This is a genomic window from Photobacterium atrarenae (assembly GCF_024380015.1).
GTDB lineage: Bacteria > Pseudomonadota > Gammaproteobacteria > Enterobacterales > Vibrionaceae > Photobacterium > Photobacterium atrarenae.
This window is the reverse complement of the sequence record NZ_CP101508.1, coordinates 706,870-729,982: the sequence shown is the minus strand read 5'-3', so window position 1 is coordinate 729,982 and position 23,113 is coordinate 706,870. Positions and strand designations below refer to the sequence as shown.

The 23,113-nt window shown below is 54.4% G+C and carries 18 protein-coding genes and 4 tRNA genes; 6 read left to right on the top strand and 16 right to left on the bottom strand.

Annotated features, from left to right (window positions below; translation table 11 throughout):
* The first annotated feature begins 117 nt into the window (after positions 1–117).
* The 3 genes from NNL38_RS03715 to NNL38_RS03705 all read left to right on the top strand — a co-directional run bounded on the left by NNL38_RS03715 (position 118) and on the right by NNL38_RS03705 (position 5,351).
* The gene (locus NNL38_RS03715) at positions 118–3,033 is read left to right on the top strand and encodes a copper-translocating P-type ATPase (protein ID WP_255389683.1); all 2,916 of its coding nucleotides are present in this window, start codon (positions 118–120) and stop codon (positions 3,031–3,033) included.
* Positions 3,034–3,390: 357 nt separating this feature from the next.
* On the top strand, positions 3,391–4,260 hold the full coding sequence (locus tag NNL38_RS03710) for a TraB/GumN family protein (protein ID WP_255389682.1): 870 nt from the start codon (positions 3,391–3,393) through the stop codon (positions 4,258–4,260).
* A 59-nt stretch (positions 4,261–4,319) separates the two neighbouring features.
* Positions 4,320–5,351, top strand: a complete 1,032-nt coding sequence (locus NNL38_RS03705) for a hypothetical protein (RefSeq protein WP_255389681.1) — start codon at positions 4,320–4,322, stop codon at positions 5,349–5,351.
* 202 nt (positions 5,352–5,553) lie between these two features.
* On the opposite strand, the gene NNL38_RS03700 is transcribed toward NNL38_RS03705, so the two are convergent.
* The 5 genes from NNL38_RS03700 to NNL38_RS03680 form a co-directional block, all read right to left on the bottom strand.
* Positions 5,554–5,657: transfer RNA gene (locus NNL38_RS03700), tRNA-OTHER, on the bottom strand.
* A 100-nt stretch (positions 5,658–5,757) separates the two neighbouring features.
* Positions 5,758–7,050: a group II intron reverse transcriptase/maturase gene (gene ltrA, locus NNL38_RS03695; RefSeq protein WP_369414613.1), complete on the bottom strand. Its 1,293-nt coding sequence runs from the start codon at positions 7,048–7,050 to the stop codon at positions 5,758–5,760.
* Positions 7,051–7,650: 600 nt separating this feature from the next.
* Positions 7,651–7,754 (bottom strand) — tRNA-OTHER (locus tag NNL38_RS03690).
* A gap of 94 nt (positions 7,755–7,848) precedes the next feature.
* Positions 7,849–7,925: transfer RNA gene (locus NNL38_RS03685), tRNA-Pro, on the bottom strand.
* A 37-nt stretch (positions 7,926–7,962) separates the two neighbouring features.
* Positions 7,963–8,039, bottom strand: a tRNA-Pro gene (locus tag NNL38_RS03680).
* A gap of 310 nt (positions 8,040–8,349) precedes the next feature.
* Here NNL38_RS03680 and NNL38_RS03675 point away from each other — a divergent pair.
* Together NNL38_RS03675 and smrA are read left to right on the top strand one after the other, a co-directional pair.
* A complete protein-coding gene (locus NNL38_RS03675; RefSeq protein WP_255389680.1) occupies positions 8,350–8,490 on the top strand; it encodes a DUF3149 domain-containing protein in 141 nt (46 codons plus the stop codon).
* Between the two features lie 126 nt (positions 8,491–8,616).
* Positions 8,617–9,198 (top strand): DNA endonuclease SmrA, encoded by a 582-nt coding sequence (smrA, locus tag NNL38_RS03670; RefSeq protein ID WP_255389679.1) that lies wholly within the window; start codon positions 8,617–8,619, stop codon positions 9,196–9,198.
* A 72-nt stretch (positions 9,199–9,270) separates the two neighbouring features.
* On the opposite strand, the gene NNL38_RS03665 is transcribed toward smrA, so the two are convergent.
* The 5 genes from NNL38_RS03665 to NNL38_RS03645 all read right to left on the bottom strand — a co-directional run bounded on the left by NNL38_RS03665 (position 9,271) and on the right by NNL38_RS03645 (position 14,864).
* Complete coding sequence (locus NNL38_RS03665; protein ID WP_255389678.1) at positions 9,271–9,885, bottom strand: LysE family translocator; 615 nt, start codon at positions 9,883–9,885, stop codon at positions 9,271–9,273.
* Positions 9,886–9,963: 78 nt separating this feature from the next.
* A complete protein-coding gene (locus NNL38_RS03660; RefSeq protein ID WP_439651371.1) occupies positions 9,964–10,872 on the bottom strand; it encodes a LysR family transcriptional regulator in 909 nt (302 codons plus the stop codon).
* A gap of 43 nt (positions 10,873–10,915) precedes the next feature.
* The gene (gene ybaK / locus NNL38_RS03655; RefSeq protein WP_255389676.1) at positions 10,916–11,395 is read right to left on the bottom strand and encodes a Cys-tRNA(Pro) deacylase; all 480 of its coding nucleotides are present in this window, start codon (positions 11,393–11,395) and stop codon (positions 10,916–10,918) included.
* A 109-nt stretch (positions 11,396–11,504) separates the two neighbouring features.
* Positions 11,505–13,178 carry a bifunctional UDP-sugar hydrolase/5'-nucleotidase UshA gene (gene ushA, locus NNL38_RS03650; protein ID WP_255389674.1) on the bottom strand — a complete coding sequence of 558 codons (1,674 nt, stop codon included), beginning with the start codon at positions 13,176–13,178 and terminating at the stop codon, positions 11,505–11,507.
* Between the two features lie 324 nt (positions 13,179–13,502).
* Positions 13,503–14,864, bottom strand: coding sequence for a Na+/H+ antiporter NhaC family protein (locus NNL38_RS03645; RefSeq protein ID WP_255389673.1), 1,362 nt, complete (start codon positions 14,862–14,864; stop codon positions 13,503–13,505).
* Positions 14,865–15,473: 609 nt separating this feature from the next.
* Between NNL38_RS03645 and NNL38_RS03640 the strand changes: the two genes are divergently transcribed.
* Complete coding sequence (locus NNL38_RS03640; RefSeq protein WP_255389672.1) at positions 15,474–17,357, top strand: methyl-accepting chemotaxis protein; 1,884 nt, start codon at positions 15,474–15,476, stop codon at positions 17,355–17,357.
* A gap of 92 nt (positions 17,358–17,449) precedes the next feature.
* Here NNL38_RS03640 and NNL38_RS03635 read toward each other — a convergent pair whose 3' ends face one another.
* From NNL38_RS03635 to prfA, 6 genes are all read right to left on the bottom strand, one after another.
* Complete coding sequence (locus tag NNL38_RS03635) at positions 17,450–18,706, bottom strand: SLC5/6 family protein (protein WP_255389671.1); 1,257 nt, start codon at positions 18,704–18,706, stop codon at positions 17,450–17,452.
* A gap of 318 nt (positions 18,707–19,024) precedes the next feature.
* Positions 19,025–19,879, bottom strand: coding sequence for a 3-deoxy-8-phosphooctulonate synthase (gene kdsA, locus NNL38_RS03630; protein ID WP_255389670.1), 855 nt, complete (start codon positions 19,877–19,879; stop codon positions 19,025–19,027).
* A gap of 70 nt (positions 19,880–19,949) precedes the next feature.
* Complete coding sequence (locus tag NNL38_RS03625; RefSeq protein WP_255389669.1) at positions 19,950–20,759, bottom strand: SirB1 family protein; 810 nt, start codon at positions 20,757–20,759, stop codon at positions 19,950–19,952.
* Between the two features lie 2 nt (positions 20,760–20,761).
* On the bottom strand, positions 20,762–21,142 hold the full coding sequence (locus tag NNL38_RS03620) for a SirB2 family protein (RefSeq protein WP_255389668.1): 381 nt from the start codon (positions 21,140–21,142) through the stop codon (positions 20,762–20,764).
* 12 nt (positions 21,143–21,154) lie between these two features.
* Positions 21,155–22,003 (bottom strand): peptide chain release factor N(5)-glutamine methyltransferase, encoded by an 849-nt coding sequence (gene prmC / locus NNL38_RS03615; RefSeq protein ID WP_255389667.1) that lies wholly within the window; start codon positions 22,001–22,003, stop codon positions 21,155–21,157.
* A complete protein-coding gene (gene prfA / locus NNL38_RS03610; protein WP_255389666.1) occupies positions 22,003–23,091 on the bottom strand; it encodes a peptide chain release factor 1 in 1,089 nt (362 codons plus the stop codon). The genes prmC and prfA overlap by 1 nt, the downstream gene beginning before the upstream one ends.
* Between the last annotated feature and the right edge of the window lie 22 nt (positions 23,092–23,113).

Below are 23,113 nucleotides of genomic sequence, written 5' to 3'. Positions count from 1 at the left end.
AATGAAAATTTCTTTTGACCTTCCACTTTATGGAAGGTTTATCATTTTAAATAACAACAGCAGTGAATCGTTCCGGCTCCTGCCTTTTAGAGCCTCGACATAACCAAGGAAAGATATATGACTGAATATATTCTCCCGCTCAGCAAAGTGCGGTGCATGAACTGCGCGGGAAAGATCCAGACCTCTCTCAGAACGCTGCCCGGTATTGATTCGGTGACCGTAGATACCCAACAAGCCATCATTCATGGCGACAGCGCACTGGCGCCGATCATAGATACGATTACTGAGCTGGGCTATGGAGCCGGCTACCACCACTCACTTCCACTTCAGGGACTGTCCTGCGGGAAGTGCGTCGCAAAACTCGAACAAGCATTTGCCGAGAACCCCAATATCAGCCGGTTTACCGTCACGAAAACCCAGGCCGACATCGACGGCCTCCTGACCCGGGACGAAGCCGTGGCCCTGATTGAGCACACCGGCTACCAGGTACCCGCCCCAAAGCCACTCCACCTGGCTCTAAGCGGCCTGAGTTGCGGAAAATGCGTGGCCAAAGTCGAGCAGGCCCTAGCCGGAGTAACAGAAGTTTCCGCTTACGAGGTCAGCAAAACCCGAGCTGACATCGCCACCAGCGGTGAGGCAGAGGCGGTAATTAGCGCGATTGAGCAACTGGGTTATCAGGCTACCCCGACTTCGCCCCCGGCGATCGAAATAACGGCCGAAACGACCCAGCAGGCGCCTGAAACAACACCGGCCGACGCCGTCGTCGCAGACACTGCAGATGATGTCCCGGCTTCCCCCGGCAAGCAGAGCCTCCAATTGATGCTCAGCGGCATGACCTGCGCCAGTTGTGTCGCTTCGGTTGAAAAAGCGATCCGCAGCGTTCCCGGAGTGACCCGGGCGAGCGTCAACCTCGCCGAGCGTACCGCCCTGGTTTCCGGCGAAGCCCCGGTGGACCGTCTCATTGAGGCGATTACAGATGCCGGTTATGGCGCCGAGCTGAGCGAGGACGAACACAGTCGCCGGGAGAGACAACAGACCGAAAACGCCCAGTTGTATCGCCGCCACCTTCGCAACTCACTGATCGCCCTCGGTGCCGGACTGCCCATGATGGGCTGGGGGATCTTCGGCGGCAGTATGATGATCACCTCGACCGCCAGCCAACTGGGTTGGGGCGCCGTCGGCATCGTCACCTTCGTGATGCTCTACACCATCGGCCGCCACTTCTTCGTCAACGCCTGGAAAGCATTCCGGCACCATCGCGCGACCATGGATACCCTGGTGGCCCTGGGTACCGGCGCGGCCTGGCTCTATTCAACCGTATTGGTGCTCTTGCCTGAACTTTTCCCGGAGCAGGCCCGGCATGTTTATTTTGAAGCCTCCGTCATGATCCTCGGTTTAATCACCCTCGGGCATGCACTGGAAGCCCGTGCCAGAAGCCGAACCTCTAAAGCGCTGGAGCAGCTGATCGACCTGCAACCGCAAACCGCGATCCTGGTGACCCCGGACGGCGAGAAAGAAGTCGCCCTGGCCGAGATCCATACCGGCGCCCTGCTGCGACTGCGCCCCGGCGCCAAAGTCCCGGTCGACGGCACCATAGAAGAAGGACAGAGTTACCTGGACGAGTCCATGCTGACCGGGGAGCCCCTGCCGGCCAATAAGCAGCCTGGCGACAAACTCCATGCCGGTACCATTAACCAGAACGGCAGCCTGTTGTTCCGTGCCGAGCAGATCGGCAGCGACACCATGCTGGCCCGGATCATCAACCTGGTCAGCGAAGCACAAAACAGCAAGCCGGCGCTGGCGCGGCTGGCCGATACCGTCTCGGCGATTTTCGTCCCATCGGTGATGATCATTGCCATCGTGACCGCCATGATCTGGTACTACGTCGGCCCGGCGCCTTCTTCGATCTATATGCTGGTCGCCGCAACCACGGTTCTGATCATCGCCTGCCCGTGCGCCTTAGGCCTGGCAACCCCGATGTCCGTGATGGTCGGTGTCGGCCGGGCTGCCGAGTATGGCGTCCTGATCCGCAATGCCGAAGCGATGCAGCTGGCCGCAAACATCGACACCGTTGTGGTCGACAAAACCGGGACCCTGACCGAAGGCAAGCCGCAAGTCACCACCATTCACGCCTATGATACTGATGAGTCACAATTACTCCAACTGGCCGCCAGTCTGGAGCGGGGCTCAGAACACCCACTGGCCGACGCTATTTGCCAGGCTGCCTCTGAGCGCTCACTAGCACTTTCGGTGCAGTCAGACTTTGAAGCGCTGCCGGGATACGGGGTAGCCGGGAATGTTGAAGGGCAGCGAGTCCTGCTTGGTAACCAGAAGCTGATGACCCAACATCAGATCGATATTGCGGCGGCCGTCAAAGACGTGCAGACCATTGCCGAACAAGGTGCAACACCGATTTACATTGCCATCGGGGACCAGCTTGGCGGCCTGCTCGGCGTCAGCGATCCACTCCGCAGCGACTCCGTTGCTGCCATTGAACGCTTGCACCAGATGGGGCTGAATGTGGTGATGCTGACCGGAGATACGGAGATCACTGCCAACGCCATTGCCCGCCAGGCAGGGATTGATACCGTGATTGCCAGTGTCCTGCCGGACGGCAAAGCGGCGAAAGTTGCCGAGCTCCAGCAACAAGGCAAACGCGTTGCCATGGTCGGTGACGGGATCAACGACGCGCCGGCGCTGGCCCAGGCAGAAGTGGGGATTGCGATGGGCAGCGGCAGCGACGTGGCTATCGAAAGCGCCCAGCTGACCCTGATCCGCCACTCACTTCATGGCGTGGCCGATGCGTTGCAATTGTGCGGTGCGACCCTGAAAAACATGAAACAGAACCTATTCGGGGCCTTTATCTACAATAGCCTGGGGATCCCGGTTGCCGCAGGGATCCTCTATCCGCTAACCGGCACCCTACTCAGCCCGGTGATTGCAGGCGCGGCAATGGCGCTGTCATCGATCACTGTGGTCAGTAACGCCAACCGCCTGCGTCTGTTCAAACCCGATCGCAACCTTCATCAATAAGGAGAAACCTATGATTGCCGTTCTCGGCCTGGCGGCCATTGCCCTGATTATCTGGTGGTTCTGGCTCCATCCTGACAGTAAAGGATAATACCAATCGCAGTAAATAAGGAGTCATCCTAGCTTGTTAAAATGCTCGATAACTGCGTTAGAATTTTTGATTGTAGAATAACTACTTATCAAAAAATTCTGCCTTGTTCTCTAACATTTTTCCTGCGCTATTTTTGATCACTGACTTACTTTGATTGGTATAAGCCCCAAAACATCGAGGAAGATAACAATAACTTTGCGATAAACTCGCCCCACCGGCAGAGAGCCGATATAACCAGATCAGTTCTCTGCTTCAGGTATCCGATACCCATGTTGAAATCATTCCTGGCCAAAGCTTTCCTGCTTCTGCCTTTCATCACGGCGCCTGCACTGGCCGAACCCCAGGTCTGGCTGGCACAAAAACAGCAACGGCAGTTTATCCTGCTGGGCTCCATCCATGCCGGTCAATCGAGCTTCTACCCGTTGCCGCAGGTCTTTCTCGATTACTGGGCAGAGGCGAAAGGGCTCATTGTTGAAGCTAATATTCTGCAACCAGCCGATTTTTCCCTCAACCGGGATAAACCGACCAACGAGACGCTGTTAAACAAACAGGAGAAACGTCAACTCCGTGAAGTCGCCACCCAGACCAATCTGCCTTACCTCTCGCTGCTCCACAGCCCGCCCTGGCTTGCAGCGATGCAATTACAGAATGCCATGGCCACCCAGGCAGGTTTGAGTGCGGAGCAAGGCATCGACATAACGCTGCTGCTTCGGGCTGAAGCAGAGAACAAAGCCATCTTCGAGTTAGAAAGCCTCCAGCAACAGTTGGCTATGATGGAGAGCCTGCCCGATCACGGCCAAAGCCTGCTCCGGACCACCTTGTTTGACTGGCAGGAGATGCAAACGCAGCTCAATTGTATGCTCTCTGCCTGGCAGCATGGTGATCACCACCAGATGCAACAGCTGCTGGAAGACAGCCGTTATAGCGATCCAACGCATCACCTGCTGATCGACCAGCGCAACGATGACTGGACAGCCCAGCTCAGTGAGTCTCCCGCCTACAAACAGGGATCTTTTCTGGTTGTGGTCGGCGCCATGCATCTGATCGGCCCGTCTGGCGTGCCATCACTGCTGCGACAAAAAGGGTTTATTGTCACACAATTGAGCCAAAGCCAATCCAGTGCATGTGCGCCTAATTGACAGTGTTGTTTTTAAAATTATGATATAAGCCTCATACATGCATGATTTCAAAGGTTTACATGAACAAAACATCTTTACTGGCTTTATCCGTGGTACTGGCACTGGCCGGATGTACAGAAGAAGACAAAAACGATGATATCAAGGGGAAAGCACTGGGCTGGGGCGCTACTGACAGCACCTCTTTTGCTGAGATTCAGCAACGCATCGATGCTGTCCCGGCCCTGACTCCAAAGAGTATCAGCCAGGATAGCGGGCTGTATGTTGATCGCTCAAATAATATTTTGGTGGACTGTAGCGCACGGCCGGCATACACCAGTGCGCATTTTGAAATCGCCGGTGAAAATGACAACATTCCACTGGCAGACATGCAGCGCATTGCAGCCATTGCCGAGGTCAGCCTGGATATGATCGCCAGCCACCTAAATCTGGCACCGGCAGCCCTGATCAAGCACAGCCACTTCAATAAGCTGGGGATCTGTCTCAAAGAAGGTACCAACTCGGTCGCCGGTGGTCAGGGCAGTGAAATCAGTGCTTTCCAACGCAACACACATGGTGGCGTCTACGAGTTCGGCCTGCTCAAACATGAACTAGCCCACATCATTGACTCTCAGATGAACGGCAACCAACGCGGCTATAACATCAATCCAAGCTGGTTTGTTGAAGGGATGGCAGAGTTCATCACCGGCAAGCAGCCGATGGCCTTAAAAACCTGGTATGCCAAGCACGAGAAGTATAACAACACCATGCTGGATTTTACCACAGGCAACCTGGGTGGCTTTGATGACTACGACCTGTTCGCCACCGCGATTCACTACCTGGCGGAAAAAGGCTGGGGACCGGGCTATGTCGAGGCGTTCTTCCAGAGCGATCGCTGGCACGTCAACAGCACCCCAACCCAGAATGGCTGTGAGGGCTTTGTCGGCGATGGTGTCAATTACACCGGTGATTGCGTCATGTCAGACGAGCTCGAAACGGCTTTTGCCACCCGCTTTGATGAGATCAGTGCCAAAGCCAATGGCGAAGTCACCAGCTTTGCCCAATTCCAGCAGACGTATGCCACCGCAATTCCGCGCTGGCTGGAATCCCGCTAATTCAATATCTGATGCAAACAGCCCGAACGCCGGGCTGTTTTTCTATCGGTCGGCAGCAATCTGTCCCTAAACTCCCAGAAACCCTCAAACATCGTGATTCAACAACAACCGTTAGACTATGATGCCCCCCGCCCAAGGGGACATTGAACTCCAACCCGCAAAACTAAAAAAGCCCCGGTCATCAGACCAGGGCTTGGTATCGTGGTCGGTGAAGAGGGATTCGAACGGGGCGGCCTTCCGTACCCGACCCTCTGGTCCGCTATTCCTAAACCCCTAAGATGCGCTACCAAACTACGCGATTCACCGACAAGAGTTAGACTTTGGTGAACCCTGTCCGAGAGAGCCACTAACCATAAAACAAAAAAAAAAAAATCGAGTAGGAGGAGGCCTCACGGCCTCCGTCCTCTCACACCACCGTACAAGCGTGGGTCGCATACGGCGGTTCCGAATATATTTTCAGTGACTCGTACCCATCTCGCAACGAGTACTGACCCATCTCCTTGAACCATTTCATTGGCATGGCCTGATTGAGCTGGGGCGATAAAGCCAAGTGCCACCACCCTTTATCTGACATCGCCAGCTTCCACGCATTGCGTTCGCTTACACTCTCTTGGCGTAACCATGTCGCTATGCTGTATCTGCGCTTGCGCTGCTTGAGGCGATAGCACCGTAAGCGCCGCCTTATCCATTCATCCAAGCGCTGCATCGCGCTTTTCCGTATGGCAAGCTTGAAATAGTGTTGCCAACCTCTTAGGTATTGAGTGAGTTCGACTAGGACTGTCTTCAACTCTCGCCCTCGATTCCGCTTCGTTATTTGACGCACTCGCTTCTTCATCTGAGTTTGTGCTGTCTTCGAGATATGGATGCTTCCATCTCGTTGAAAGCGATGGCCTAGGTAAGTCCGCTCTGTCACTCTCGTTGCCGCACTTTTCTCACGGTTAACCCTGAGTTTCAGTTTCTGCTCCAAGAACTCCGTGATTGAGGCTTTTACTCGATTGGCGGCTTCCTCACTGTGCACGTAGATTTGGCAGTCGTCTGCATATCGGCAGAACTTATGCCCTCTTCGCTCAAGCTCTTTATCCAACTCATCTAATACGATATTTGATAGCAGCGGAGATAATGGTCCACCCTGTGGCGTCCCTCGTTGCCTCTGCTCAACTAACCCGTTTCGCATTATGCCTGCCTGTAGGTATGACCTGACCAGCTTCAGGACCCGTTTATCTGTGATGTCCTCCGATAGCCTGTGCATCAGTTTATCGTGGTTCACAGTATCGAAGTATTTCGCCAGGTCTATGTCGACTACATAACCCCGCCCCTCCCTGATGTAGTGGCTTGCTGCCACCAATGCATGGTGGGCACTGCGGTTAGGCCTGAACCCATAACTGTTGCTTGAGAACTGAGGTTCGTAGATATCTGTCAGTACTGAGGTAATGGCCTGTTGGACTACCCTATCAAGTACAGTTGGGATACTTAGCTGCCTCACTCCCCCGCTAGGTTTGGGAATTTCTACACCCAGAACGGGTTGCGGTTGGTAGCTCCCGTCCAGAAGGCTCTGGCGGAGCGCTTGCCCATTAGAAGACTGCCGAAGCATCGAGATAGTCGCTGTTATGTCGAGTTTATCAACCCCAGCACATCCCTTGTTCTTCTTCACTCTTCTCAGGGCTTGGTTCAGATTTGTTGAGGAGCAGATCCGCTCCATCAACTGAGTTGAGGTCACCAAGACTCGTCCTCCTGTCTACGCCGATCATGCTTGTCATTCTTCGTGGCCATGAGCGTCACTTGCGGTGTTGCCCAGTAGTACGTAGAGATGTTGCTCATCTTGCTATGACCCCACATGATTGAGTGTCTAGTGACTGCTTCTTGATATATTCAGTTCCGGCCTTCCCTTGGGTTGTACTTCCCCAAGGTACTATGCCTTCTGCTGACTTCTTATTACCCGTCACACAACATCACTGTTGTATTAGTCTCATCCGAGACAGGTCGTAAGATCTCCCGAGGTAAGACGTTGTTCTTTCCCTTGGCTGTGCCTGATTTACCCGTACACACTTCCCGTCGAGGCATTGGGCTGTTCTATATATTGCTAGGTTACCCAAGTTGTACTGGCCTACTATCAGGTTTCTGTTCGTCACACCCAAGTTTTGCCGTTTGCTTCCTTCAGATCCCACCTCACGGTGGGCACCCTTGCATAGGCTAACGGTTCTCGCTCGACTGAGCCCGTAGAGGACTTTCACCTCCTAGAACAACGCCATGCTCGGCGCACAAAAAAAAGCCCCGGTCGAATGACCAGGGCTTCGTATAGTGGTCGGTGAAGAGGGATTCGAACGGGGCGGCCTTCCGTACCCGACCCTCTGGTCCGCTATTCCCAACCCCCTAAGATGCGCTACCAAACTACGCGATTCACCGACGAGAGTTAGACTTTGGTGAACTCTGTCCGAGAGAGCCACTAACCATAAAACAAAAAAAAAAGCCCCGATCAAATGACCGAGGCTTTATATAGTGGTCGGTGAAGAGGGATTCGAACCCCCGACCCTCTGGTCCCAAACCAGATGCGCTACCAAACTGCGCTATTCACCGACAATAGTGATACGTTTATAACTTACCACTGAAATAGTGGTCGGTGAAGAGGGATTCGAACCCCCGACCCTCTGGTCCCAAACCAGATGCGCTACCAAACTGCGCTATTCACCGACAATGCTTGGACTATCACCAAGGCTGTTTTAGCTGTCTCATTGCTGAGGTCGCTTATATTACTGAGCAAAAAAATTTACGCAAGCCCCTGACCGGACTTTTTTACCGGAAGGTTTCAGTTGAGGCTTTGATTGCTCAATAATGCAGCAAATTTAACAAATTCACCTCCCGGCCGGCCGCGTTCAGTGATCCAAGCCGCATCTTATGACACAAGCGGGAAACATCATCTCGACCATTGATCCAGATCAGCATAACAAACTCATTGCATTCGTTATCTTATCCCTACAACTTCACGACCAAGGGATAAAACATGGATTTTTGGCTGGATCTCTTATTTGGCAACGCCGTTGGCCTCTCATCAATGATCGTGATCTTTGGCGCATTGGGCCTGATGCTATTTTTTGGCGGCTACTTTATTTTTAAAGCAGTGTCGTCTTCTTCTCCTCACTAGAGCCATTTTGCACAGCCGTAGGCTTGCACCAGGGTCAATCTGTCGGTCTTGACCCTGGACTTCTTTTTGTCCCGCACTGCTCTTGGTATACTCAAAGATATCCCACTCATTAACGCCCTGAACACCATGTCTGATTCTGATGAACTGGATCTCTTTCGCGAGATGATGGCCGATGTCTCCCCGCTTCAACAAGATAAGGTTGAGAGCCGGCACAAACATCAGGTCTCTGAAGCACACCTTGCCCGGCGTCTGGCTGCCCAGACTTTAACGGAAAGTGATCCTGACTATTTATCCATCGACCATGCTGAAATGCTCAAGCCTGACGATATGATCGAGTTCAAGCGTGATGGCGTCCAGGAAGGCGTCTTTCGCAAACTACGTTTGGGTAAATATGAGATCCAGGGCCGACTGGATTTGCACCGCAAAACACTGCAGCAAGCCCGGGATGAAGTGCTGAACTTTTTGAAGCAGTGCCAGCGGATGGATATTCGTACCGTGATCATCGTGCATGGTAAAGGGGAGCGCTCCAACCCACCAGCCCTGATGAAAAGCTTTGTCGCCAGCTGGCTGACCCAGATTTCTGATGTGATGGGTTTTCATTCTGCCCTGCGCCAGCACGGCGGGACCGGCGCACTCTATGTCATGCTGAAGAAAAGCCAGGAGCGCAAACTGGACAACCGGGAACGCCACCAGCGCCGACAACGCTGATGAACAACTCAAACGCTGCAGAGCCGCCACCGGGCGCCTCTGCTTCATTCACCATCGATACAATCCTGCGGGCTAAGCCTGGAGCACCACCCGTAGCGCCAGCAAGATCAGCACCACCCCGGACAGACGATCGATCAACTGGGCCTTCATCCGCAACTTGTCCAACACTTTCGGGTTTGAAAGCACCAGTGCTATCAGGGTATACCACAAACCATCGACCAGTAGCGGTGTCACCACAATCACCGCCCGGCTCGAGAGCTCAGTGCCGACAGCAACAAACTGACTAAACAGGGCAAGGAAAAACAAGGCCAGCTTGGGATTCAAAATGGAGATCATCAGGCCATCGCGCGCTGCGATCCGGAGCCGGACCGGCGCACCGGCCGAGAGTTTGGCTGCCACCCCGCCTTTTGAGCGCAGGGCATTGACCCCGAGATATGCCAGATAGGCGGCACCTGCGTAGGTGATCACCATAAACAGAGCCGGAGACTGCTTCAGCACCACCGCCAGCCCCAACAACGTCAACAAGGCATAGACCCCCACCCCGAACGCATGCGCCCAGGACGTCACTACCCCATGTAAACGCCCACCGGATAAACTATGTTTTGCTACCACGGCCAGACTAGGCCCCGGCGACATGGCCCCGAGCATACAAATCATCAACAGCGAAAGCCAGATACTGAATGTCATCTTCTACTCCTTTAAAAAACTAAAGTAGCAGCCTTGGGGGATTTGCTGAAATCAAAAGAAATCATCATCCTCATGATTTTAAATCATACTGATCGAATACATCGAACTTTGCATTGTCGCCAGCACCTGGCTACGCAGCCACTGGTGGGCCGGATCAGCCTCGAAACGTGGATGCCACAACAGCCAGTATTTATGCTCCGGGACGGCAAACGGCAATGGTTGATAAGTGATAGGGAACAACTGACTCATGTTGCGGGCAATATGTTCCGGGATCACCATCAGCATATCGGTGCGACTCACCGTCTCCAAGGCGGAGCCGAAAAACGGCACCGTAAACTGAACCTGCCGGGCCAGCCCTTTGCCGCTCAAATAGCGGTCGACAAAACTGTCTTTATCGCCCCCGCCAGAGACTTTCACCTGGGGGTAAGTCGTAAACGCCGCGACAGTCAGGGGCTCAACCGCAGCCAGTGGGTGGCTCCGGCGCATCACACACACCGGATGATCGGCACCAATCGCCAGGCCGCACAACCCCGGCGGGATTTCAGGCAGCATAGTTGAGACCAGATGGATATTAAGCTCACCCAATTGCGTCAACTGCTCTGGCGACCACAGCTGGTACGCCACCCGTAATCCGGGGGCTGCTTGCTGAAACTGCTCTACAATATCCGGCAGGATGTACTGCGCGACATAATCGGAAGAGGCAAGCACTACACTTCCCTGCCATGAGCGGGGATCAAATGTCTGGTTAGCCAATAGCCCCTGGCATTCCGCCAGTACACCATCAAGTTTCAGCTTGAGCTGCTCGGCCCTGGGCGTCGGCAACAGGCGGTTGCCTTCACGTACCAGCAACGGATCATCGAATAGTGCCCGCAGCTGAGTCAGTTGCCGGCTCACAGCCGACTGGGTTAGATTCAACCGTCCGGCAGCCCGGCTGACATGGCACTCATCCAGCAGCACCTGAAGGGTACGCAGCAGATTCAAATTCATTGGCTTCTCCATGAAACCTCACACACTGACGCCTGCCCGGAGATCAGACCGTTTTGGCAATCGCGGCAAAGCGGCCCTGGGTCAGGGACAGCAAATCTTTGGGGGCCAGCTCGATTTCTAACCCACGACGTCCGGCACTAACGCAAATCGTCTCAAACTGCTCGGCAGAGGCATCAAGAAAGGTCGGCAGGCGTTTTTTCTGCCCCAGCGGGCTGATCCCGCCGACAATATACCCAGTGGTTTTCTCCGCAATGTGCGGATCGGCCATATCGGCCTTCTTGCCACCCGCAGCCTTGGCCGCCGCTTTCAAATCCAGCATCCCGGCAACCGGGACAATCGCGACCGCCAGCTGCTTGGGATCGCCGTTTAAGGAGAACAGCAAGGTTTTAAACACCCGGTTCGGGTCCTGGCCCAGCACCTGTGCCGCTTCCAGGCCGAAGTTGGTATTGGCCGGATCATGGTCATACTGGTGCACGGTATGCGGAATTTTCTGTTTCTTGGCGAGGTTGATTGCCGGTGTCATGCATCACTCATCATCAGCTATTGGTCATGGCGTCAATATAGCCAACCTGCTTGCAATAAAAAAGCCCCGGCACTGGCCGGGGCTTTGAGGGTTACTGAATCACGATCAGTTACTTATAGGTGATCTCACCTTTCGGAGCGAAGCTGTTCACATCCACCGGGCTGCTCGCTTGCAGGAAGTCTTTCAGCACTTCGGCATCAACAAAGCCGGTGTTCACATAACCCGGATGCGCCGTCAGCTTCGGATAGCCGTCACCCCCTGCGGCGTTGAAACTCGGGATAGTGAAACGATACGTTTTGCTCATATCCAGCGCCTGGCCACCGATTTTCACATCACTGACCTGACCGTTGGCGACAGTCATTGAAATGCCGTAGAACTGGGCATAAGCACCGGAGTCTGTTGGCTTGGTCGCGACCACATTCAGGTAGTCCATCACCTCGGCACCGCTCATATCGGTGTAAGTGACAATGTTGCCGAACGGCTGCACGGTCAGCACATCTTTATAGGTGATGTCGCCGGCGGCAATCGAGTCACGCACCCCGCCGGAGTTCATCACGGCAAAGTCCGCCTTGGCACGCTGCATGTGGGAGGCTGCAATCAGACGACCCAGGTTGGTTTGCTGGAAACGAACCACATTGCGATCACCTTCCAGTTTGCCGTTCGACTCGGCAATCTTGATGTTCAGCTTCGACTGGCCGCGATCCTGATACGGTTTCAGGAAGGCTTTCACTTCCGGGTTCTCGGCAATCTCATCTTCAATGAAGACGCGCTTCTTACTGCCGTCCGCCAGCTTCACCTTCTTCTTCAGGTTCACCGGGATCAAATCGTAGCTCACCATCTGCAGTTCACCATTGCGGAACTCGAAATCCGCGCGGCCGACGTATTTGCCCCACTCATGGGCCTGTACAATCCAGGTGCCGTTCTGCTGATCCGGCTTACATTCATCACCCGGGTTGAACTGCTTGTTATACATGTTCGGGCCTTCCATGCACACCGGCTCCTGAGAGTGACCACCGACGATCATGTCCAGATCACCGGCTTCCAGTGAGCGGGCCAGCGCCACATCGCCCGGGGCATTCACGCCACGGTTCCCGTTCTCATAGTGACCCATGTGCGTCGCTGCAATGATCACATCTGGTTTTTCAGTTGCTTGCAGCTCATCGATCAACTTCTGTGCTTCCGCTTTCGGGTCGCGGAAGTCAATGTTGCCGATATATTCCGGGTTACCGATCTTCGCCGTGTCTTCCGTCGTCAGGCCGATCACCGCAATTTTGATCCCCTGGCGCTCAAAAATCTGGTAGGGCTGGAACAGGCGCTCGCCAGTAGTTTTGTCGTAGATATTAGCCGACAGCATCGGGAATTCTGCCCATGCTTCCTGCTTACGCAGTACTTCCAGCGGGTTATCAAACTCGTGGTTTCCCAGTGCCATGGCATCATAGCCCAGCATATTCATACCTTTGAAGTCCGGCTCAGCATCCTGAAGATCCGACTCTGGCACACCGGTATTGATGTCGCCACCAGAGAGCAGCAATGCCGTGCCACCCTGAGCTTCGATTTCAGTACGGAGCTGATCAAGCAACGTTTTACGGGCTGCCATACCGTACTCGCCATATTTGTTCTGCCAGAAACGACCATGGTGATCATTAGTATGCAGGATTGTCAGCTTGTAAGTTTTATCCGCTTCCCAGGATGGCTCTGTGACATCAGCCTGGTTGGCACAACCCGACAAGGTTGCCAGGACGGCTGCCGTTAATGCTGTTTTGGCAAATAAGCGTTGCTTCATGGGGTTCCCCTTAACCATTCTTCGTTTTATTGGCCAGACCGCACTCCGGGCGGAATTCCGTGCCCGAAAATCCGCACATCATAACGTTCAATCTGGCGTAACCACTGCCACCGTTCATCCTTGAGCAAAAAGGTTTAAGCGGCTGTTTATATTCAAACAATGGCGCAAGTTTAAAATAAACCCTGAGCACTTTTCTGTTGATTTCATAAATCTGTTGACCAGATCACCTTACAGAGCAGAAAAATTCTCAAACAGCGGACAAAACGCAAAAAAATACCCTACATTTGCAGGGCATTGAATACGATTACGGGATTTTTTGTGGGGTTACGCACAAACCGGCTGTCGGGTCGGGTGTTTCACAAACACTGCACCAACGGCAGCAATCGCCAGAAAGAAACAGTAGTAAGAATGGCTGACCACCGCTAAAGGCGACAAGCCAAACACAGAGCCCAACAGCAACGCCTGGGCGCCATACGGCAGCACGCCCTGGATCACACAGGAGAAAATATCCAGCAAACTGGCAGAGCGACGCGGCGTCACCCCATGTTCAACGGCCAGCTCTTTGGCGACACCACCGGAGACGATAATCGCCACGGTATTATTTGCGGTACAGCAGTTGGTCAGGCTGACCAGTGATGCGATCCCCAGCTCACTGGCTCGCAGGTTCTGACTTTGGCTATGGGCTTTCCCGAACACCCGAATGATCTTGCTGATCAGTTGGGTCAAAAAGGCCAGGCCGCCCTGCTGACGCATCAGCTCACTGAGTCCGCCAATCAGCATCGACAGCAGGAAAATCTCCTGCATATTGCCAAATCCGGCATAAATGTCCTGGCCGTAGCTCGCCAGGCTATAGTCCGGCGTCGCGAACAGGCCGACGCCCCCGGCCAGCAAAATACCAACCCCCAGCACCACAAACACATTTAACCCGGATACGGCCAGCACCAAAATGGCGAGATACGGCAACACTTTAAGCCATTCAATATCCGCAGCCACCGGCACCTGGCTTGGCGTGCTGCTGAGCATAAACAACACAACCGCCGCAATCGCCGCCGGCAAGGCAATACGGATGTTCTCGCGGAACTTGTCCTTCATCTGGCATCCTTGAGAGCGGGTGGAAGCAATCGTCGTATCAGAGATGATCGATAAGTTATCACCGAACATTGCACCGCTCAGCACCACCCCAGCTGTCAGAGCCACGTCCATATCAGCCGCTTCAGCGATCCCCAGGGCAACCGGTGCCACCGCCGCGATCGTGCCCATCGAAGTTCCCATCGCCGTCGCGATAAACGCCGAAATCACAAAGATCCCCGGCAGGATCATGCTGGCCGGCAACATCGACAGACCGAGGTTTACGGTCGCATCCACCCCGCCGGTCGCTTTGGCAACCGCGGCAAACGCCCCCGCCATAAGGTAAATCATACACATCGCAATGATATCCCCATGACCAACACCGCGCAGGAACTGCTCAATCGCCTTGTTCAGGGCCTCTTTACTCAGCAGCAAGGCCACCATAATCGCCGGCAGGGCTGCAACCGGAGCCGGCAGTTGGTAAAAGGCAAAATCAACCCCTTGCAGGGTCAGGTAACTACCGACACCAATGAACAGGGCCAAAAATATACCCAGAGGCAATAATGCCAGCGCTGAGGGCGTGTGAGTCGTGTGAGGTTGTGGTGTTGTGTTTGGCATGATGACTACAGGACATCTATTTTAAAATTTGCCCTAGCCTAGAGCTTGCACCTGGAAGTGTCAACATCTAGACGTCTAAACATCCAACATTCACCTAGATTAATAGTTGATCCGACGGCAACCAATAATCAACTGGTATCATTGCTCTGACGGCAAGGTGATATTCTTCCCCAGTGTTCACTGTATCGATAACATGAGTTTCTGCACTCAAAGCAAGTTTATACCAATCGCAGTAAATAAGGGGTCATTCTAGCTTGTTCAAATGCTCGATAACTGCGTTAGAATTTTTGATTGTAGAATAATTAGTTATCTAAAAATTCTGCCTTGTTCTCAAACATTTTTCCGGCGCTATTTCTGATCACTTATTTACTTTGATTGGTATTAGTGCTGCGAAAGCTGAATTTCGACACTCATGAAGAGTGATTACAGCTTCACTCGATCGTCAAAAAACTGACGTCGATACTTACAAATACGTCAATTTAAATGAAATATTCTTATAAATTGTATGATTTATATGACCCGCGTCACTTTTTCGTGCATGTCGCTTAAATTATCGATAAAATCCGGCCGACGAATACCCATATCCATGTCTTTTGAGAATCGATAACAATGAAATTATCTTTGAAGCAAAAGCTCATCGGGGCCAGCTTATCCGCCGTGGTTATCATGGCGACGGCACTGACCTGGCTGGCCGCTGAGCAACTGTCTGATCAAACCCGAAACGGTATCTACGCCCGCGCCCAGAGTATTTCCTCAGCGGCAACAGAAAGTATTTCAGAATGGATTTCGATTCGCAGCAATATTGCCAGCGCATTTAATGATTACACTACCAAAGACGAGAAAGTGCCGTACCTGCAACAGGCACGCAAAGCCGGCGGCTTTGACGATATCTTCTTTGGCACCCCGGCCGGTGAGATGTTCCGCTCGCATCCGGAGCGAAATCGCGCCGACTATGATCCGCGGACCCGTCCGTGGTACCAGGATGCACAAAATGCCGGTAAGCAAATCATCACCACCGCATATAAAGATGCGATCACCAATGCCCTGCTGGTCACGATTGCCGAGCCGGTGCGTAAGAACGGTCAACTCGTGGGTATCGTCGGTGCCGACGTGCTGATCGACCAGTTGATCAACGACGTAATCAACCTCGATGTCGGCGACCAGGCCTTCGCGATGCTGATCAACAAGCAGGACAACACTTTTCTGGCCCACCCTGATAAGTCTCTGTTGCTTCAGCCAATCAGTCGCTACAGCAAAAACATCAGCATGGCAACGATCAATGCCGCTGTTCAATCACACGATATTACCGAAGCGACGGTCAAGGGCCAGGAAAAGCTGCTGTATTTTGCCAATGTTCCGGGCACCGAATGGATCCTGGGCCTGGAGCTGGATCGCGCGACTGAAGAAGCCAGCCACAGTAAACTCCTGAGCCAGCTGATCATCACCTCGCTTATTATCACTCTGGCCGTAGTCAGCGCTGTTGCCTGGCTGGTGGGCTTCCTGTTCCGCGATCTGGGCCGTGTGTCCCAAGCCCTGGCTGAAATCGCCACCGGCGAAGGCGATCTGACCCAGCGCCTGGAGCCGCGCAGCGACGATGAAGTCGGCCAACTGGCCCACAACTTCAACCGCTTTGTCGGCAACATGCATGGAATGGTCAGCCGCCTGAACGAAGTCTCCTCGGCCCTGAGCCAACAAGCGCATATCACGGCCTCGCAAGCAGAAGAGCGTAGCACCCGGATCCAGCATCAGCAGGACGAGATCAACATGGTGGCAACCGCGATCAACGAGATGGCCGCCGCCACCCAAGAAATCGCCGGCAATGCCGATAACACGGCCCGCACCTCGGGTGAAACGGTCGACGTTTCCGAGCATGGTGCCCAGCAAGTGAGCCAGAGCCAGCAATCGATTACCAGCCTGGCTACCGAAGTCGATACCGCGACCGGGGTGATCGGCGAGCTGAACACCCATGCCCAGAGCATCAACACCATTCTGTCGACCATCCAGGACATTGCCGAGCAGACTAACCTGCTGGCCCTGAATGCCGCCATCGAAGCTGCCCGTGCCGGTGAGCAGGGTCGTGGTTTTGCCGTGGTTGCCGATGAAGTCCGTGTGTTGAGCCAGCGCACCCACGCATCGACGCAGGAAATTCAGCAAATGATTGAAACCCTGCAACAAACCACCGGCCGCGCCGTCGGGATCATGGAAGACAGCCGTCGTCTGGCCGAAACCAGCGTGGATGATGCCAATGCTGCCTCTGCCAGCCTGTCTCAAATCAACAGCGCCGTGACCAACATCAGTGATATGGCGACCCAGATAGCCTCGGCTGCTGAAGAACAGTCATCGGTAACCTCGGAAATTACCCGCAATACCGAAGGGATCCGCGACGTATCGAATGAGCTGGCTGTCGAAGCGGACGAAGCTGCCAAGCAGGCCGCTGAGCTATCGCACCTCTCCCATGAGCTGCAGCAGGAAATCAACCGCTTCAAGCTGTAACACCGCGCGACGAAAGCGATATGAAAAAGGCTTGCCCCACGGCAAGCCTTTTTGTTTCTGCCTGTCCCGGCAGTAAACCCACTACAGTCCTATTACAGCAAGTTAAACACAATGGCTGAAACAGCCAGCAGCCCGACCACCAACACAAAATACGTGCTCACCCGCCCCCGGTAGGCTTTCAGCGCCGGTACCCGGTAGACCGCCAGCATCGGCATGATAAACAGGATCATCGCAATCACCGGCCCGGACAATGCTTCCATCATCCCGAGGATGCTCGGGTTCAGCACTGCTGCCAGCCAGATCGCCAGAAACATCAGCACAATGCCCAGTTTGTCTAGCTTAGCCATCGCCAGGCCGGTTTGCTTGTACAGCAATCCGTTGAGGCTCTCTCGCGCGCCCATAAAGTGACCAAGGAAAGACGAGGTGATCGCGATAAAGGCGATCACCGGCCCCAGGGCAACAATCAACGGGTTGTTGTGAATATTGGCCAGATAAGAGAGTACCGACACATTCTGCGTTTTGGCTTCCATCAGCTGGGCCGGAGACAGGCTCAGAACGCAGGAAAACACGAAAAACAGCACAAACGCAATCAGCATCACCGACGTGCGCTTTAAGATCTGCTCACTCTTGGCTCCGGCATACTCAGCATAATGACGGCGCTGCGCATGAACGAAACTGGAAATGGCAGCTGCATGGCTGAAGGCAAACACTGTGACCGGCACCGCCAGCCACAGGGTTAGCGAAAAGTCCTGCCATTGCGGCCATACCGTCATTGCCGGCAGCTGCCAGCCCGGAACCAGATACAGCGACAATCCGGCCAGGATCGCTGCCAGCGGATAAACAATCACGGCAAAGACTTTCAGCATGACAGCTTCCCCGGCCATCATGACCGCTATCATGGCGAAGATCAGCCCGCCCGAGAGCAACACCCGCGACGGCGGCGTGATACCCATCTGGTGTATCAGAAAGCTCTCCACCGTATTGGTCAGTCCGACGCCGTAGATCAGCAAAATCGGGAAAATCGACAGAAAATAAAGCAGCGCAATCACCCGCCCAACACGGCTTCCGAAATGCTCATCAACCACATCGGTAAAATCCGCCTCCGGACGGGACGAGGACAACACAAACCGCGCTAACCCGCGATGGGCCAGGAAAGTCATTGGCCCGGCCAACAGGGCCATAATCACCAACGGCCAGAAGCCGCCGACCCCAATATTGATCGGCAAAAATAAAATACCGGCCCCCACCGCCGTTCCGAATAAACTCAGCGTCCAGCTGGTATCGTGTTGGCTCCAACGTGGAGCCGCTTCCCCGGCCTGACTCAGGACTCTGTTTTGAGATAATGGCACGCAAAATCCTACACATCTAATATTTTAAGCGGCAGGAGCATACAGATACAGAATTAAATTCTCACATCGCGGATGGCAGACATCACTCTTAGCTTTTGGTGGGTAGCTAGGGAGATAGGCCAGCAATTTGCAATGTCCTATTGAATGACACTGAAATTTCCGGATCAAATCAGAACTTTACTCTGAATTTTTACACATTGAAAAAATTGACAGAATATTTATCCATAAGAAGCCGAACCTCTGCCGGCTGGGCATAAAAAAGGCCCGGCAGCGTGGCTGCCGGGCCTGAGCGATCGAGTGTTCCGGATTGAAAATCAGTTACTTGATATCAATCGGGACAAAGCTCTTGATCAGATCGTCCAGCTGTTTCAACTGGGCCAGGAACGGTTCTAATTTATCCAACGGGAACGCGGACGGACCGTCGCAACGGGCCTGATCCGGATTCGGGTGGGCTTCCATAAACAGGCCACCGATGCTGGTTGCGATCCCGGCGCGGGCCAGATCAACGGTCTGCTCGCGACGACCACCGGAAGCGGCGCCCAACGGATCACGGCACTGCAGGGCGTGGGTGACATCAAAGATGATCGGGCTGCCATTCGATGCCTTCTTCATCACATCAAAGCCCAGCATGTCGACGACCAGGTTATCGTAACCGTGCAGCGCACCGCGCTCACACAGAATGATTTGCTCATTGCCGCACTCGGCAAACTTCTCGACGATGTTCCCCACCTGGCCCGGGCTCATGAACTGCGGTTTCTTGACGTTAATCACCGCGCCGGTTTTGGCCATCGCCTGAACCAGATCGGTCTGGCGTGCCAGGAAAGCTGGCAGTTGGATCACATCGACTACATCGGCCACAGGCTGCGCCTGATATTGCTCGTGAATATCAGTGATGATTTTGACGCCGAAGGTATCTTTGAGCTCCTGAAAGATTTTCAGGCCTTCTTCCATTCCCGGTCCACGGTAAGAGTGGACAGAAGAGCGGTTGGCCTTGTCGAAAGAGGCTTTGAAAACGTATGGGATCCCCAGTTTGTCCGTCACTTCGACATACTTTTCACAGATCTGCATTGCCAGATCGCGAGACTCCAGGACATTCATGCCGCCGAACAGGACAAACGGCTTGTCGTTGGCGACCTCAATATCACCGACTCGAACAACTTTCTGTTCCATCATCAATTCTCTTCTCATTCTGTTGTGCGCGTAGCCGCTATCTAGCAGCAGCTACCCAAGATTCATTTCGGGCTCAGTGCAGCACCAAAGGCTCTTCATGCAAGGCTTTCACCTGCAGCTTCAGCAGCTTGGCCGCCGGATCTTCCGGGCACTGCTCGATGAAATACTCATAATCCATCGCCGCCGCATGATTGCAGTCAAGCTGCTGGTAAATATAGCCACGATCACGGATTTCATGCGGATCGCCAGGACGGAACGCCAACGCCAGATCGCTACAGCGCAAGGCGTCAGCGTAACGCTCCTCCCGCAGCAGGGCACTTTTCATCACTGTCAGCCAGCGCGCCAGGATGTCGCCGTTTTCCGCTTCGTCCAGATGCTCGCATCGCAGCTCGGTAAACGGGCCACGGTGGCCTTTGAGCCAGGCAGCCATCGTCCGCTCGCTGAGGTACTCACCATCAAACGGGTTCAGGTACTGCGGCTCACGATCGTACCAGCTGATTTTGATGATGTACTGGGTCGGGAACCCGACGCTGCTGACCGGCAACTCTAAATGACGGGCCAGGTATAAAAAGATAGCGCCGAGACTAACCGGAATCCCTTTCTTGCGATCCAGCACCTGATCCAGGTACAGGTTCTGAGACGAAAAATACTGCTCCTGATCGCCACAAAATCCCCACTCGCGGTAGAACAGGCGAATCAACCCATCCAGGCGCAGCTGCGGATTGATTTCATCCATCAGCGCCACCTCGGCTTCTTTGGCCAGACGCTCCAGTTGCAGCCGAACCCAGTCCACCGGAAAACCGGGATCCAGGGCCGCGGTCAATTCGAGGGCCCCCTCAATCAGCGCCATTTGCTCCAGGTCATCGAGTTCAAAATCAACCATGATCACCCCAGAAACGGTGTCTTGGTGACGGCAATCTTCCCTGCCGCAACAACCCATCCCAGAGCACCCAGGAAGGCAAATGACTTAAAGACCTTGTTCTTACCGTATTTCAGGGTAAAGAACGCCAGCGCAATATAGGCCAGTACGCAACTCAGCTTTTCGGTCAGCCAGCCGCCGGCTTCGGTAAACGGAATAAAACCGGTCACAGCAATCAGGGCCACGCCGCTGAGCAACATGAAGGTATCGACCACATGCGGGGTGATCTTCAGCGCTTTGCGCTCCAGCAATGATGAGTTGGCCATCATCAGGCCGTAACGGACCACAAACAACAGGACACTCAGCGCAATTGCCAACATATGGGTGTGTTTCAGTGCAACGTACATACTTTTCTCTCTCTATCCTTGCCAGCATCCCAGGGTGACCCGATCCAAGCCGGCATAATCCTGTGCCGTGCTGATCTGCTCATACCCCAGGCGCTGTAAAATATCGCGAACGGCCTTTCCCTGCTCATAACCATGCTCCATCAGCAACCAACCGCCCGGCAGCAAAAACTGCCGGCCCTGCTCACTGATGTGGCGAATATCCGCCAGACCGTGATCGTCTGCCACCAGCGCGCTTTTCGGCTCAAATCGGACATCGCCCTGCGCCAGGTGCGGATCGGCCGCATCAATATAAGGCGGATTACTGACAATCACGGCAAATTGTTCATCGGCCACCAGGGGACTATACCAGCTTCCCGACAAAAAGCGGGTATTGGTGATCTTCAGCCGCTCACTATTTTCACCCGCAAGCTGCGCCGCCTCCGGGCGCAAATCAATCCCGGTGACCGCCAGATCCGGGCGCTCGGATGCAATCGCCAGCGCGATTGCCCCGGTGCCGGTGCCGAGATCCAGCACAGCCCCCGGCCCGGCCGGAATTTTCTCCAGCGCCAGTTCGACCAGGCGCTCGGTATCCGGACGCGGGATCAGGGTATGGGGCGCTACTTTCAGCGGCAGCGACCAGAATTCCCGCTCCCCGACCAGATAAGCCACCGGCTCACCGGCAAGGCGGCGCTGCAGCAAGGCCTCAAATGCGGCTTGCTGCGCCGGTTCCGGCGCTTTCTCCGGCCAGGTCAGCAAATGGCTGCGCGGCTTGTCGAGCACATGGCACAACAGCACCGCGGCATCAATTTTCGGACTGTCAGAGCCGGCATCGCCCAGTTGCTGCGCCGCCTGCTTGAGCAGCGCCTCAATGCTCAGTGCCATCAGCTTTGCTCGGCCATCGCCGCCAGCTGATCGGCCTGATGCTCCTGCAGCACCGGCTGGATCAGGGTGTCCAACTCCCCTTCCATCACTTCGTTAAGGCGGTAAATGGTCAGGTTAATCCGGTGATCCGACACCCGGCCCTGCGGGTAGTTGTAGGTCCGGATCCGATCCGAGCGATCGCCCGAACCCAGCAGGTTACGGCGCGTACTTGCTTCTTCTGCCTGGCGCTTCTCTTCTTCCGCCTGGATGATCCGTGCCGCCAGCACCGACATAGCCTTGGCCTTATTCTTGTGCTGCGAACGCTCATCCTGACATTCAACCACAATCCCGGTCGGCAAGTGAGTGATCCGGATCGCGGAGTCGGTGGTGTTGACGTGCTGACCACCGGCACCAGAGGCGCGGAAGGTATCAATTTTCAGATCGCCGCCATTAATTTCCGGGATCTCGGCTTCCGGGATCTCCGGTAAAATCGCCACCGTACAGGCTGAGGTATGCACCCGGCCCTGAGATTCGGTCGCAGGCACCCGCTGCACCCGGTGACCGCCGGATTCAAACTTGAGGATCCCGTAGGCCCCTTCGCCGCTGATCTTGGCAATCATTTCTTTATAGCCGCCATGCTCGGCCTCGTTGGCACTCATGACTTCAATTCGCCAGCCGCGGCTCTCGGCGTATTTGCTGTACATCCGGAACAGGTCGCCGGCAAAAATCCCGGCTTCGTCACCGCCAGCACCGGCACGAATTTCAATGAAACAGTTACGCTCGTCATTTGGATCTTTCGGGATCAGCAGCACCTGCAGTTCATCTTCCAGACGCTCAATTTCCACTTTCGCCTCTTTGACTTCTTCCAAAGCCATCTCGCGCATATCCGGATCATCTTCCTTCGCCATTTCTTCAGCCGTTTCCAGGTTCTCTTTGGCCTGTTGATAGGCCTGGAAGCACTGGGTGACTTCTTCGAGCTGAGAATATTCGCGGGACAGCGCACGGAATCGATCCTGATCGCCAATCACATCAGGATCGCCCAGCAAATGCTGGACTTCTTCGTAACGCTCCACCAGCGTCTCTAATTTCACTAAAATTGAAGGTTTCATAGTTGACTTAACTTATGTTCCG